10 protein-coding genes, 1 tRNA gene and 1 pseudogene are annotated in these 13,976 nt (G+C 69.8%); 9 read left to right on the top strand and 3 right to left on the bottom strand.

Annotated elements, in window-relative coordinates; genetic code table 11:
- Nucleotides 1-6: 6 nt before the first annotated feature.
- Nucleotides 7-432, bottom strand: coding sequence for a VOC family protein (locus tag ACK8HH_RS13405; protein ID WP_346076243.1), 426 nt, complete (start codon nt 430-432; stop codon nt 7-9).
- Nucleotides 433-527: 95 nt separating this feature from the next.
- Between ACK8HH_RS13405 and ACK8HH_RS13400 the strand changes: the two genes are divergently transcribed.
- A complete protein-coding gene (locus tag ACK8HH_RS13400; protein ID WP_412475736.1) occupies nt 528-1,496 on the top strand; it encodes an arabinofuranosidase in 969 nt (322 codons plus the stop codon).
- A gap of 12 nt (nt 1,497-1,508) precedes the next feature.
- A pseudogene (locus ACK8HH_RS13395) lies at nt 1,509-2,158 on the top strand (alpha/beta hydrolase); the annotation flags it as partial.
- 18 nt (nt 2,159-2,176) lie between these two features.
- Here the strand turns inward: ACK8HH_RS13395 and ACK8HH_RS13390 are convergent.
- Complete coding sequence (locus ACK8HH_RS13390; protein ID WP_006895793.1) at nt 2,177-2,806, bottom strand: DUF2461 domain-containing protein; 630 nt, start codon at nt 2,804-2,806, stop codon at nt 2,177-2,179.
- 104 nt (nt 2,807-2,910) lie between these two features.
- Between ACK8HH_RS13390 and ACK8HH_RS13385 the strand changes: the two genes are divergently transcribed.
- The 4 genes from ACK8HH_RS13385 to nrfD are packed head-to-tail and all read left to right on the top strand — an operon-like array spanning nt 2,911 to nt 9,673.
- Nucleotides 2,911-4,332, top strand: coding sequence for an amino acid permease (locus ACK8HH_RS13385; RefSeq protein WP_006895794.1), 1,422 nt, complete (start codon nt 2,911-2,913; stop codon nt 4,330-4,332).
- 60 nt (nt 4,333-4,392) lie between these two features.
- Nucleotides 4,393-7,557, top strand: a complete 3,165-nt coding sequence (fdnG, locus tag ACK8HH_RS13380) for a formate dehydrogenase-N subunit alpha (protein WP_412475256.1) — start codon at nt 4,393-4,395, stop codon at nt 7,555-7,557.
- Nucleotides 7,557-8,579 (top strand): 4Fe-4S dicluster domain-containing protein, encoded by a 1,023-nt coding sequence (locus tag ACK8HH_RS13375; RefSeq protein ID WP_006895797.1) that lies wholly within the window; start codon nt 7,557-7,559, stop codon nt 8,577-8,579. The genes fdnG and ACK8HH_RS13375 overlap by 1 nt, the downstream gene beginning before the upstream one ends.
- Nucleotides 8,576-9,673: an NrfD/PsrC family molybdoenzyme membrane anchor subunit gene (nrfD, locus tag ACK8HH_RS13370; protein ID WP_006895798.1), complete on the top strand. Its 1,098-nt coding sequence runs from the start codon at nt 8,576-8,578 to the stop codon at nt 9,671-9,673. The genes ACK8HH_RS13375 and nrfD overlap by 4 nt, the downstream gene beginning before the upstream one ends.
- Here nrfD and selD read toward each other — a convergent pair.
- Nucleotides 9,660-10,649, bottom strand: coding sequence for a selenide, water dikinase SelD (gene selD / locus ACK8HH_RS13365; RefSeq protein WP_006895799.1), 990 nt, complete (start codon nt 10,647-10,649; stop codon nt 9,660-9,662). The two genes, nrfD and selD, sit on opposite strands and share 14 nt — an antisense overlap.
- A gap of 32 nt (nt 10,650-10,681) precedes the next feature.
- Between selD and ACK8HH_RS13360 the strand changes: the two genes are divergently transcribed.
- The 3 genes from ACK8HH_RS13360 to selB all read left to right on the top strand — a co-directional run bounded on the left by ACK8HH_RS13360 (nt 10,682) and on the right by selB (nt 13,947).
- A tRNA-Sec gene (locus ACK8HH_RS13360) sits at nt 10,682-10,777 on the top strand.
- A gap of 30 nt (nt 10,778-10,807) precedes the next feature.
- The gene (selA, locus tag ACK8HH_RS13355) at nt 10,808-12,124 is read left to right on the top strand and encodes an L-seryl-tRNA(Sec) selenium transferase (protein ID WP_412475255.1); all 1,317 of its coding nucleotides are present in this window, start codon (nt 10,808-10,810) and stop codon (nt 12,122-12,124) included.
- Nucleotides 12,125-12,129: 5 nt separating this feature from the next.
- Complete coding sequence (gene selB, locus ACK8HH_RS13350) at nt 12,130-13,947, top strand: selenocysteine-specific translation elongation factor (RefSeq protein WP_006895801.1); 1,818 nt, start codon at nt 12,130-12,132, stop codon at nt 13,945-13,947.
- Nucleotides 13,948-13,976 lie beyond the last annotated feature (29 nt).

Here is a 13,976-nt window from a genome sequence, read left to right as displayed (position 1 = left end):
GGCCGGTCAGGTGAGGGCCTGCGCCAGGCCGACGAGGATGCCCTCGGGCCCGCGTATGTAACAGAGCCGGTAACTGTCCTCGAACCGGACGATCTCGGTGCTGATGATCTCGGCGCCGTGCGGACGCAGGCGCTCCAGCGTCTCGTCGAGATCGTCGACCGCGAACATCACGCGCAGGTAGCCGAGTGCATTCACCGGAGCCCTCCGGTGATCGGCGACGACGTCCGGTTCGATGAACCGCGACAGTTCGAGCCGACTGTGCCCGTCGGGGGTCGCCATCATCGCGATCTCCACCCGCTGCTCGCCGAGACCGGTCACCCGGCCCGCCCAGGGACCCTCCACGACGGTCCGGCCGTCGAGCGACAGTCCGAGGGCGCTGAAGAACTCGATGGCCGCGCTGAGATCTTCGACGACGATGCCGACGTTGTCCATCCTCACGGGCACGCACTCACTGTACCGAGATCCGTCCGCGATGTTGAGCCAACGAGCACCCGCCGCCGGCGACCGGAGGACATACTGCTTCAGTGATGTCAGTGAAGCGCACTCGTCTCCTCGCCGTGTCGGTCGTCGTGCTCGCAGCGGTCGGGCAGTTGCTGGCCGGCCCGGGCCGCAGCGATGCGGCGCCGACCGGCTGGAAGTACACGATGGTCGGGTTCAGCAACGGCACCGACCGAGCCATGGACGTGTACGGGTCCAGCGACGGCACACAGTTCAAGCCGGTGCGGAAGGGGGCCTACCGTCCGCCGACCGGCCGGGTCCGCGACCCGAGCGTGTTCCGGAACACCGACGGCATGTACTACGTCACGTACACCACCGCAGACGGCGCGAACATCGGCTTCGCCCGCAGCCGTGATCGGGTGAACTGGACGCCGATCGGCAACTATCCGGTCCCGTTCTGCTGCGCACTGCTTCCCGGGACCGGCGACGGCACCGGGTCGATGAACATTCCGGGATCGTCGGGTTCGGCCGCGTTGAAGAGCGCTCCGTCACTGTCGCCCTTCACGACGAAGGCGTGGGCGCCCGAATGGTTCGTCGAAGGCGGGCGGGTCCACGTCGTCCTGTCGATGTCCACCGGCGGCGGCTTCGTGCCCTACGTCATGACCGCTTTGGAGCCGTCTCTGCGTCTGTGGAGCATGCCGGTGCCGATCGCCGGCATCGGCGCCGACCACATCGACACCACCATCGTGAAGGTCGGGGCCACCTACCACGCCTTCACCAAGAACGAGACGCACAAGTACGTGCAGCACGCGGTGTCGTCGAAGCTCGCCGGGCCGTACCGGTTCGTGGCACCCGGCGATTGGGGTTCATTCGTGGAGGGACCCGCGGTGACGCAGTTGCCGAACGGCGCCTGGCGCATCTATCTCGACGCGTACAAGGCGGGGAAGTACGTCTACTCCGACAGCACCGACGGAATGCGCACGTGGTCGCCCGTCAGAGAGCTCCCCGGCTTGTCCGGCTCGGTCCGGCACTTCGGTGTGATGCGCGAGCGGGGCTGACGTGCCGACAGCGACCCCGAGGCCCCCGACTACGACCTTCGCGATCTCGCGGGCGACGCAGCAGCGCTCGTGCGGGCGCTCGGAGCGGACAACGCGCACATGGGTGGGCTGGGTGTCGGTGGCATGGTCGCCCAGGTCGCGGCACTCGACTTCCCGGATGTGTTCACCGCGCTCACCCTCGTCGGCACCAGGGCGGTCGCGCCGGGTCCGGTCGACGACGATCTGCCCGATCACGACGCGAACGTGATGGCGGCGCTGTTCTCGCGACCGAGCCCGGACTGGGCCGATCGCACGGCCGTCGTAGCGCATGCAGCCGAGAGCGCGCCGCTCCTTCACAACGACCCGGATCAGGCAGGCCGTCTCGCCGGTCGGATCTGGGATCGAACGCCGTCGAAGGCTCCTGCCGTGCACATGGCGAACCAGCGCGGCACCGTCTTCGCCCGGCTCGACTGTGCACCGCGCTGGCGTGAGCACCTCGGCGAGATCCGGATGCCGACGCTCGTCGTCCACGGCCGGCTCGATCCGTTCTTCCCGGTGGGCAACGGTCGAGCCCTGGCCGCGGAGATACCCGGCGCACGGCTGCTCATCCTGGACGACACATGGGTACCGGACTGCCCGAGCAGGCGAGCGGCGAGGTCGCTGCCGCGATGCTCGATCTCTGAACCCCGGCCGGCCGTCGGTCAACCGACGCGCCGGACCAGCCAGTCGACCAGCGGCCTCGTCTGACGCCAGTCCTTCCGAACCCGGTCGACCAGTGCGGGGGAGTGGATCACCTCGTCGAAACCGTAGTCACGGCTCACGGTCAACGACCGGTACCGCAACAGGTCGATCCGCGGGTGGTCGGCGCTCCAGCCGCGCGGCGAGGTCTTGACACGGTCGCCGCCCACCTCCCACCCCTTGCGTTCCAGGGTGCCGACGATCTTCTCGAGCTCGGCTCCGTGGAGGTCGTCGTCGATGGCGCGGCGAATGGCGGCCAGAGTGTCGGCGTCGGCGTGATAGAAGCCGGCGGCCACGCGCACTCCCGGGGCCGAGATCTGGACGTAGTAGCCGGTCGCGGGTCCGACCGCCACGAACGCGCCCTGATGGGTCTTGTACGGGGTCTTGTCCTTCGAGAACCGGACGTCCCGATACGGGCGGAACACCTTCGCCGGACCGAACTCGTCGGCGAGTTCGTCGGTCAGCGCGACCATCGGCGCGGCGACGCTGGACTGGTAGACGTCGCGGTGTGCTTCCCAGAACACTTTGCTGTTGTCGATCTCGAGATCGTCGTAGAAGTCGAGCGCAGCCTCGGGGAATCCGGTGAAGCTCATGGGTCGAGCCTACCGAGGACCCTGCGGCTGTCCGATTGTGACGAGGGTCAAAGGACGTCGTAAATTGTCCCCCTGAACGGTGTGACGCTGGAAGGGGTGACCGAATGACGGTGGCGAGCGAAGAACGCGCTCCCGACGAGGGATATCAGCGCGGACTGACCGCGAGTACGGTCCAGATGATCGCCATCGGCGGTGCCATCGGCACGGGCCTGTTCTACGGCTCGGGCGGAGCGATCGAGAAGGCCGGGCCGGCGCTGCTGCTCGCCTACGCGCTCGCGGGCCTCGCGATCTTCATCGTGATGCGCGCACTCGGCGAACTGCTGATCTACCGGCCGGTGTCCGGCGGCATCAGCGAGTACGCCGACGAATTCCTCGGGCGGTTCGCCGGCTTCAGCCAGGGCTGGACGTACTGGGCGGTGTGGACCACCACCTGCATGGCCGAGATCACCGTGGCGGGTAAGTACGTCAACTACTGGTGGCCGGCGATCCCCGGCTGGGTGACCGCGCTGACGGTTCTCGTCATCCTGTTCGGCGCGAACCTGATCTCGGTCGGCCTGTTCGGCCGTGCCGAGTTCTGGTTCTCGGCGATCAAGGTGACGGCGATCCTCGGCATGATCATCGTCGGCATCGGAGTCCTGTTGCCGATCGCCGGCTTCGGTCCGGCCGAGGGGCCCTCGGTGACCAACCTCTGGAACGACGGCGGGTTCTTCGCCACCGGTTTCACCAATGCTCTGCTGAGCCTGCAGATCGTCATGTTCGCCTACGTCGGTGTGGAACTGGTCGGCGTCACCGCGGGTGAGGCGGAGAACCCGAGGGTCACTCTGCGCAAGGCCATCAACTCGGTGCCCTTCCGCATCGGCATCTTCTACGTCGGTGCGATCCTGGTGATCCTGTCGGTCCGCGGATGGCGGAACTTCCACGCCGGAGAGAGCCCGTTCGTCGCGGTGTTCCAGTACATCGGCCTGCCCGGCGCGGCCGGTCTGGTCAACTTCATCCTGTTGACCGCGGCGCTCTCGTCCTGCAACTCCGGCATCTACTCCACCGGCCGGATGCTCCGTTCGCTGGCACAGCGCGGCGACGCGCCGCACGGTCTCGACCGCTTGTCGAGCCGGAAGGTGCCGGTGGCCGGAATCGTGCTCAGTGCCCTGGTGATGGTCCTCGGCGTGGTCGTGAACGCGATCGACCCCGATCACGCGTTCTCGTACATCACCTCGGTCTCGACCGTCGGGATCATCGTCGTGTGGTCCACCATCCTGATCTGCCAGATGCGGTTCCGGGCGAAGGTCAAGAGCGGAGAACTGCCCGAATCCGATTACCGGGTGCCCGGAGCGCCCTACACGACCTGGGCGGCACTGGCGTTCCTGGCGTTGGTCTTCGTTCTGCTGTTCTTCACCGAGGACGGACGGATCGCCCTGATCGTCGGCGCCGTCTGGTTCGCCTGCGTGGTGATCGGCTACGTGTTCTGGTCGCGGATGCCGCTGCGGGAAGAGCCCGTCGAGACCGAGAGCCGCGTCGAGCGACGATGACGGCCGATTTCCGGATCGATCCGGCCGGCCCGAGCGCGCCGACGCGATAGGGTTGGGGACGTGTCCAGGTTCAGTCCCCTCGAGTGGCCGGTGTTCCGGCAACTGCGGTCGGGTGACGTGCTGGGCCGAGGCCCCGCGGTGGAGTCGCCGCGCACCAAGGCGATGCAGTCACGCACCGCCACGGCGGACCGGATGGCGCAGAGCGTCTGCCCGTTCTGTGCGGTCGGGTGCGGTCAGCGGGTGTACGTCAAGGATGAGCGGGTCATCGCCATCGAGGGCGATCCGGATTCCCCGATCTCGCGCGGGCGACTCTGTCCGAAGGGGGCGTCGAGCGAGCAATTGGTGAACAACCCGCTCCGGCAGACCACGGTCCGCTACCGCGCCCCGTACGCCACGCAGTGGCAGGACCTGGATCGGGACACCGCGATCGACATGATCGCCGACCGCTTCCTCGAAGCCCGTCGCAGGCACTGGCAGGACGTCGACGAGCACGGAAACCCCTTGCGCCGCACCATGGGTGTGGCCTCACTCGGCGGGGCGACGCTAGACAACGAAGAGAATTACCTGATCAAGAAGCTCTTCACCGCCGCGGGCGCGATTCAGATCGAGAATCAGGCGCGGATATGACACTCCGCCACGGTTCCCGGTCTGGGAGCCTCGTTCGGCCGCGGTGGTGCCACCCAGTTCTTGCAGGACATGGCCAATGCCGACTGCATCGTGCTCATGGGCGGCAACATGGCGGAAGCGCATCCCGTCGGATTCCAATGGGTCACTGAGGCGAAGGCGCGCGGTGCCCGCGTGATCCACGTCGATCCGCGTTTCACCCGCACGTCGGCGGTGGTCGACAAGCACATCTCGATCCGGGCGGGATCGGACATCGTGCTGCTGGGTGCGCTGATCAACTACATGATCACCCGCGAGCGCTACTTCCACGAGTACGTCGTCGCGTACACCAACGCGGCGACTCTGGTGAGCGAGGACTACCGGGACACCGACGACCTGGACGGTCTCTTCTCCGGCTTCGACGAGGAGTCCGGGACCTACGATCGCGCCACCTGGCAGTACACCGGCGGGCGGGACGAGACGCTGCAGGATCCGCGCACCGTGTTCCAGATCCTGAAGCGGCACTACTCCCGCTACACCCCGGAGACGGTGACGCAGATGTGCGGCATCGCCGAAGCGGAGTTCGAGTACCTCGCACGGTCGCTGGCCGACAACTCGGGCCCCGAACGCACCGGATGCTTCGGCTACGCGACCGGGTGGACTCAGCACACGATGGGCGCCCAGGTGATCCGCACGGCTGCCATTCTGCAGTTGCTTCTCGGCAACGTCGGACGTCCCGGTGGCGGAATCATGGCGTTGCGCGGTCACGCGAGCATCCAGGGCTCCACGGACATTCCGACGCTGTTCGATCTGCTTCCCGGCTACCTGCCGATGCCGTCCGCGGGCAAGCACAACACGTTCGACGACTACCTCGCGACGGTGCGGCCGGCGTCCGGCAAGGGATTCTGGGCGTATGCCGAGGACTACGCGGTGAGTCTGCTCAAGGCGTGGTGGGGTGAGGCGGCGACCGCCGAGAACGACTGGTGCTTCGACTATCTGCCGCGGCTCACCGGACCGGCGGGCACATACCAGACCGTGGTGGAGATGCTGGAGGGCAATGTCGACGGTTACTTCATCGTCGGTCAGAACCCCGCCGTCGGATCGGCCAACAGCCGTCAACAGCGGATGGCGATGTCCAAGCTCAAGTGGCTGGTGGTGCGTGATCTGAACATGATCGAGAGCGCCACCTGGTGGAAGGAGGGGCCCGAGATCGACTCGGGCGAACTGAAGACCGAGGACATCGCCACCGAGGTCTTCTTCCTGCCGGCCGCCACCCACGTCGAGAAGGCCGGCTCGTTCACTCAGACGCAGCGCATGGTGCAGTGGCGCCACCAGGCGGTGGCCCCACCCGGCGACGCGCAGAGCGAACTCGACTTCTACTACGAACTCGGCAGGCGCATCCGGGAACGCGTGGCCGACTCGACCGACCCGCGCGACCGTCCCCTCCAGGATCTGACCTGGGACTACCGCCGCAACGAACACGGTGACGTGGACCCGGAGGCGGTGCTCGCCGAGATCAACGGCCGTCATCTGACGGGGCCGAACGCCGGCGAACCGATCGACTCCTACACCGAGTTGCGTTCCGACGGCTCCACGATCTCCGGGTGCTGGATCTACGCGGGCGTCTACGCCGGCGGGGTCAACAGGGCCGCGCGGCGCACCCCCGGCGGCGGTGGCGGTGTGACGCAGTCCGACTGGGGCTGGGTGTGGCCGTCCGACCGCCGCATCCTCTACAACCGGGCGTCGGCCGACCCGCAGGGCCGGCCGTGGAGCGAACGCAAGAAGTACGTCTGGTGGGACGCCGACGCCGGACGGTGGACCGGATCGGACGTTCCGGACTTCCCGATCGACCGCGCGCCTGGGACGGTGCCGCCGGAGGGGGCGATCGGTGCCGACGCCATCGGCGGCGACGACGCGTTCATCATGCAGGCGGACGGGAAGGGCTGGTTGTTCGCGCCGAACGGTCTGGTCGACGGTCCGATGCCGACGCACTACGAGTCGCAGGAGTCGCCGGTCCGCAACGCCCTGTATCCGCAGCAGCAGTCGCCCGCCAGGGTGATGCTCCCCCGCGAGGACAATCTCGACGCGCCGAGTGCCGGCGACCCGGGCGCCGGCGTCTACCCGTACGTCTTCACGACGTACCGGCTCACCGAGCACCACACGGCGGGCGGCATGAGCCGATGGTCGCCGTACCTCTCCGAACTCCAGCCGGAGATGTTCTGCGAGGTCTCTCCGGAACTGGCCGCCGAATGCGGGCTGACCGCGCAGGGATGGGCGACGATCGTCTCGCCGCGCGGTGTGATCGAGGCCCGGGTGCTGGTCACCGACCGGATGCGGCCGCTGGAGATCAACGGCCGCGTGGTGCACCAGGTGGGTCTGCCGTATCACTGGGGTGTGGGCAACGACGCGGTGGTCAGCGGTGACGCCGCCAACGACCTCGTCGGTGTCACGATGGATCCGAACGTCTTCATTCAGGAGTCGAAGGTGGGTTCGTGTGCGGTCATCGCGGGGCGTCGTCCGCGCGGTGCCGCCGCCGATGCGCTGGTGCGCGACTACCAGCGACGGTCCGGGGCCACCGTCGAGACGGACAACAGCCGTCTCACACCGCGAGAGGAGCAGTGATGGGCCAGCTGACCGGACCGACCGATCCGAGCGCTGATGCGCACTGGCATCCTCACGAGGACCGGCGCGGCTTCTTCACCGACACCTCGATCTGCATCGGCTGCAAAGCCTGCGAGGTGGCGTGCAAGGAGTGGAACGGCAACCCCAGAGACGGTGACCTCGAGTTCACCGGAATGTCGTACGACAACTCCGTGTCTCTCGGTGCCAGCACGTGGCGGCATGTCGCCTTCGTCGAGCAGGACGCGGACCGCATCGCCACGGCACGAGCCTCGGGCGCAGGGCTGGCGGACCTGGGTATGCCGCAGGTCCGCGGTGCCGACCCCCTCGACCCGCCGGCGCCGAGTTCGCCGTCACCGGACACGACGCCGCCGGACACGCCGGAATTCCGATGGCTGATGTCCTCAGACGTCTGCAAGCACTGCACGCACGCCGGTTGCCTCGACGTGTGCCCCACCGGCGCGATGATGCGGACGGAGTTCGGCACCGTGGTGGTGCAGGCCGACATCTGCAACGGCTGCGGCACCTGCGTGGCCGGCTGCCCCTTCGGGGTGGTGGAGCGCCGCAGCGACGGCACGGTGGCGCCGACCGTCCGCGAGGGCGACCGCAAGGGTGAGCAGCCCGAGATCCCGAATCGGGGCGTCGCCCAGAAGTGCACGCTGTGCTACGACCGCCTGCGAGACGACCAGACGCCCGCCTGCGCACAGACGTGCCCCACCACGTCGATCTCCTTCGGCCGGCGCACGGACATGGTGGAGCGAGCGCACGAGCGAGTGGCGCAACTGCACGCCGAGGGGATGATCGAGGCGCGGCTGTACGGCGCCAACGAGGACGACGGCGTCGGCGGCACCGGGTCGGTGTTCCTGCTGCTCGACGAGCCGGAGGTGTACGGACTGCCGCCCGACCCCCGCGTGTGCACCGCCGATCTGCCCCGGATGTACCGGCGTGCCGGTGCGGCGGTGGCCGGGATGGTGGGCGCCGCCGTGCTGTCGTTCCTCGGCTCGCGAAGGGACCGGCGACCGTGACGAGTTCCGAATACGGCCAGTTCCGTCCGCCGCGTCCGCAGCGTCCGCAGCGGGGGAGGCGTCGCGGGGGCGGCGGTCGCCGCGGCGACGAGTTGATGGTGCCGCAGGCGCAGGTGGAGCATCTCGATGAGAACGGCTACTACGGGCACCCCGTCGTCAAGGCGCCGCCCTGGGAGACGCCCGTCGGTGCGTATCTGGTGCTCGGCGGGATCGCCGGCGGCTCCGGACTGCTCGCCGCGGGTGCTCAGCTCACCGGACGGAAGGTGTTGCGCCGCAATGCGCGACTGGCGGGGCTCGGCGCCGCGGGGGCCGGAGCTCTGGCGCTCGTCGCCGATCTAGGTCGGCCGGAGCGGTTCCTGCACATGATGAGGACCTTCAAGGTCACCTCGCCGATGAGCGTCGGCTCATGGATTCTGATGGGGTACAGCGGGATGATCGGGGTGGCCGCCGCGTCGGAGGTCGACGCTCTGACGGGTGATCGGCTGCCGCTCGGCCGGCTCCGACCGCTGCTCCGGGCACTCGAGGGCCCGGCGGGACTGGGGGCGGCCGCGATGGGTGCCCCGCTGGCCGCGTACACCGCGGTCCTGCTCGGCGACACCGCGATGCCGACGTGGAATGCGATGCACCGGGATCTTCCCTTCGTGTTCGTCAGTTCCGCGAGCTTGGCCGCGGGCGGTCTCGCACTGATCACCACGCCCGCAGCGGAAGCGGGACCGGCCCGCAATCTGGCCGTTCTCGGTGTGATCGGCGACGTCGCGGCGACGCGGCTGATGGAGCAGCGGATGGACCCGGTGGCCGCCGAACCCCTCCACCACGGCGGGCCGGGGAAGCTGATGCGCTGGGCCGAGCGGCTCGCGGTGGCCGGCGGCGTGGGCGCGCTGATCGCGGGCGGTCGGCAGGGCCGGGGCCGGCGGGCGCTGGCAGCGGCGGCCGGTGGAGCGCTGGTCGCGGCGTCCACGTGCACGCGGTTCGGCGTCTTTCATGCGGGCCTGGAGTCGGCGCGCGATCCGCGCTACACGATCGAACCGCAGAAGCGCAGGCTCGCGGCCCGCCGTGCGGCGGGGGTGACGGGAGACTCGATCACCGGACTGTGATGCCCGGCACTCCGCCGGCCACGGTGTGCCCGATCACCGGATGGCCGGGCACTTCACCGACCACCAGCAGACCGCCGGAGGTCTGGGCGTCGGCCAACAGCAGCAGATCGTCTTCGCTCACCCCGGCGCCCGCGCCGAGGTGCGGGCGCACCCAGTCCAGGTTGCGTCGCGTCCCGCCGGAGACGTAGCCGTCGCGGAGGGCTTCGAGAGCGCCGTCGAGTACCGGCACCGCCGAGGCCTCCACCACGGCGCTCACGCCGGACGCGCGGCACATCTTGTAGAGGTGGCCCAGCAGACCGAAGCCCGTGACGTCGGTGGCGGCCTGGACGCCGTTCGCCACGGCGGCGTCGGCCGCATCGCGGTTGAGTGCGGTCATCGACGCGATCGCGTTGGGAAACACCTCGCCGGTCCGCTTGTGCCGATTGTTCAGCAAGCCGACGCCGAGGGGTTTGGTCAGCGTGAGGGGGAGCCCCGGCTCGGCGGCGTCGTTGCGCAGGAGACGGTCGGGGTCGGCGACGCCGGTGACCGCCATGCCGTACTTGGGCTCGGGGTCGTCGATGGTGTGACCGCCGATCACCGGGCATCCGGCCTGGGCGCCGACGTCGAGCCCGCCGCGCAGCACCTCCGTCAGCAGTTCCATCGGCAGCACCTCGCGAGGCCAGCCGACCAGGTTGATGGCCACCACCGGCCGCCCGCCCATCGCGTAGACGTCCGACAGGGCGTTGGCCGCGGCGATCGCGCCCCAGTCGTAGGCGGAGTCGACGACGGGAGTGAAGAAGTCGGCGGTGGACAGCACCGCCAGACCGTCGGCGACGCGGACCGCGGCGGCGTCGTCGCCGTCGTCGAGACCCACCAGCACATCGGGGGATCGCTGTCCGACGAGGCCCCGCACCGCGTCCTCCAACTCGCCCGCCGGGATCTTGCAGGCGCACCCTCCGCCGTGGGCGTAGTCGGTCAGTCGCTTAACCTGAGTCACACGGCCGAGCGTAGACGGCTATGTTGGTCTGCGGAGGCGTCTGGGTTCCTGGTGGGCCCCCCGGTCTTCAAAACCGGTGAGGTCGAGTATCTCGGTCTGGCGGGTTCGATTCCCGTCCGTCTCCGCCAAACTCTCTCGTCGAGTGACCAGGAGACTGAGTGAATCAGGTTGCGCCGCAGCACGACCCGCGCAGATTGATTCCGCGCACGGATGCTCTGCTGGCGTTGCCGGAGGTAGCGGCGGCTCGTCGGCGCCTGTCGGCGGACACAGTCGTCGAGCGTGTCCGCGCGATACAGGAGAGGGCACGCCGAGGTGAGTTGCCGCCGCAGAAAGTGGCTGCCGCGGTGATCGCCGACCTCACCCGAGCGCGGGCTTCGGCGCAGACGCCGGTACTCAACGCCACCGGCGTCGTGGTCCACACCAATCTCGGGCGCGCCCCGCTCAGCCGGGCCGCGGTGTCGGCGATGGTCGATGCCGCCGGCTACGTCGATGTGGAACTGGACCTGGAATCGGGGGTCCGCGGCAAGCGGGGCGCTCGGACCCGCTCCGCGTTGCTCGCCGCGTGCCCGGCGGCCGGTGACGCACTGGCGGTGAACAACGGCGCGGCGGCACTGGTGCTCGCGACCACGGCGCTGGCCGCCGGCCGTGAAGTCGTCGTCTCCCGCGGTGAACTGATCGAGATCGGAGCCGGGTTCCGGCTGCCCGACCTGATCGCGTCGACCGGGGCCCGGCTCCGCGAAGTCGGCACCACCAATCGCACGCATCTCTCCGACTACGCCGACGCGATCGGTCCGGATACCGGGTGTCTGCTCAAGGTTCACCCCAGCAACTTCACGGTGTCCGGATTCACCTCGGCCGCGCCGGTGAGCGAGCTGGCGCAGGTGGCGCGGGACCGGGGCGTGCCGCTCGTCGTGGACGTCGGCTCCGGACTGCTGGCGCCGGATCGGACATTGCCCGACGAACCGGATGCGGCGACGATGCTGAACGACGGTGCGGATCTGGTGACCGCGAGCGGCGACAAACTGCTCGGCGGGCCGCAGGCCGGACTGGTCCTGGGGCGGGCAGATCTGGTGCAGCGGCTGTCGCGGCACCCGCTGGCGCGTGCGGTGCGGATCGACAAGCTGGCGTTGGCCGCGCTCGAAGCGACGGTCGCCGGACCCACCGCGCCGGTGGTCGAATACCTGCACGCCGACCCGGAGCGTCTGCGGGCGCGAGCGCAGGCGCTGGCGGCGGCAGTGGACGGGACCGTCGTCGAGCACGACGGCCGCGTGGGCGGCGGCGGTGCTCCGGGAGTTCCGCTGCCCGGCTATGCGGTCCGGCTGCCGGAGTCGATAGCCGCGCGGCTGCGGACCGAGACGCCGTCGGTGCTGCCGCGCGTGCACGACGGGTTCACACTGATCGACCTGCGCTGCGTTCCGGAGGCGGACGACTCGCGGCTCGCCGAGGCCGTCCGCGCCGCCATGCGGGCGGACTGACCGCAGTGTTCGTCGTCGCAACCGCGGGACACGTCGACCACGGCAAGTCGACTCTCGTGAAAGCGCTGACCGGGATGGAGCCGGACCGCTGGGAACTGGAGCGGCGGCGCGGTCTCACGATCGACCTGGGTTTCGTCTGGACCGTGCTGCCCTCGGGTCGGGAGGTGGGCTTCGTCGACGTGCCGGGCCACGAGCGGTTCCTGACGAACATGCTCGCCGGGCTGGGACCGGCCCCCGCCGTGTGCTTCGTGGTCGCCGCAGACGAGGGGTGGCGCGAACAGTCCTCAGATCACCGTGATGCGCTCGCCGCGCTCGGCGTCGACCGCGGACTGATCGTGGTGACCCGGACCGATCGGGCGTCGGCGGACCGGATCGCCGAGGTCACCGCGCAGGCGCGGCACGAATTGGCGAACACCGGACTCGCCGACGCCGAGGCGGTCGCCGTCTCGGCCCGTGACGGCACCGGGCTCGACGATCTGCGCGGCGCGCTGGACCGGATGCTCTCGGCACTGCCGCAGCCGCGGTCCGGACGAGTACGGCTGTGGGTCGATCGTGCATTCACCGTCACCGGCTCGGGCACCGTGGTCACCGGGACACTCGAGGCCGGGGCACTCGCTTCGGGCGAGCGTCTGGACCTGTTCGGCAGAGACGGTCGTCGTGAAGTGACCGTCCGCGGACTCCAGTCGCACGGCAGGCCGCTCGACGCCGCGCGGCCGGTGAGCCGTACCGCGGTGAACCTGCGCGGCGTCGCCCACGATGCGATTCACCGCGGCGACGCACTGCTCACTCCGGGCGCCTGGCCGGTGACGACTCTCGTCGACGTCTGCCGTGTGGGGCCGGGGATGGGCCCGCGGGAACTTCCGGAGTGGCTCACAGCGCACATCGGCACGGTGGCGGTGCCGGTGCGCGTGCGCCCGCTCAACGGCGACCACCTGCGCCTCACCCTGGCGAGGGGACTCCCGCTCCAGCGGGACGACCGCCTGGCGCTGCGCGATCCCGGCGCGGGACGGATCCTCGGCGGCGTGCGGGTACTGGACGTCGATCCGCCCGAACTCGTCCGGCGCGGCGACGCGCGACGGCGGGCGGGAGCGCTCGCCGGTCTGGCACAGGACGCCGCCGCCCTCGCCGAGGTGCAGCGGCGGGGCGCCGTCCGGCGTACCCGACTCGACGACCTCGGCCTGGAGACCGGGGTGGTGCCCGACGGGGTCGAGGCGGTGGGCGAGTGGTGGGTGACGACGCGGCTGATGCATCACTGGCAGATGCGACTGCGTAGCGCGGTCACGGAACTGCATGACCGCGACCCGCTGGCGGCGGGACTGTCGTACGGCGCGGCGCGGGATCTGCTCTCGTTACCCGACCCGGCGCTGCTCGGCGCTGTGGTCGACGGGGCCGGCGTGGCGGCCCGCGGCGGTCTGCTGTCGCTTCCGGAGCGCAGGTCCGATCTCGGCCCCGCCGAAGCGGGCGTCTGCGCACTCGAGAAGCGTCTCGCGGCCGATCCGTTCGCGGCTCCGGAGGCCGACGACCTGGCGGCTCTGGGGCTGGGCGTGCGCGAACTCGCCGCCGCCGACCGCGCCGGGAGGCTTCTCCGGCTCGGCGACGGGCTGGTATTGCTGCCCACCGCGCCGGCGCGGGCGATGCGCGAACTGGTCCGGCTGCCGCAGCCTTTCACCACCTCGCAGGCGCGGCAGGCACTGCGCACCTCGCGCCGTGTCGCGATCCCGCTGCTCGAGAACCTCGATGCGCGCGGCTGGACGCGGCGGATCGACGCCGGGCACCGCGAAGTCGTGCGCCCGTCCGGCCGACAGGCGGCGGAGACGGGGTGACAGCAGAAAGATGACTGGCGCACCCGGGG

The sequence above is a fragment of the Gordonia sp. LUNF6 genome, assembly GCF_047041125.1.
GTDB lineage: Bacteria > Actinomycetota > Actinomycetes > Mycobacteriales > Mycobacteriaceae > Gordonia > Gordonia sihwensis.
The sequence above is the reverse complement of the archived record's forward strand: the minus strand, read 5'-3'. Positions and strand labels throughout refer to the sequence as shown.

Bases quoted from the DNA above. Each gene is read 5' to 3' on its own strand.
- ACK8HH_RS13390 (WP_006895793.1), bottom strand. From the start codon at position 2,806: ATGAGCTTCACCGGATTCCCCGAGGCTGCGCTCGACTTCTACGACGAT.
- ACK8HH_RS13375 (WP_006895797.1), top strand. From the start codon at position 7,557: ATGGGCCAGCTGACCGGACCGACCGATCCGAGCGCTGATGCGCACTGG.
- ACK8HH_RS13400 (WP_412475736.1), top strand. From the start codon at position 528: ATGTCAGTGAAGCGCACTCGTCTCCTCGCCGTGTCGGTCGTCGTGCTC.
- ACK8HH_RS13385 (WP_006895794.1), top strand. From the start codon at position 2,911: ATGACGGTGGCGAGCGAAGAACGCGCTCCCGACGAGGGATATCAGCGC.
- ACK8HH_RS13405 (WP_346076243.1), bottom strand. From the start codon at position 432: ATGGACAACGTCGGCATCGTCGTCGAAGATCTCAGCGCGGCCATCGAG.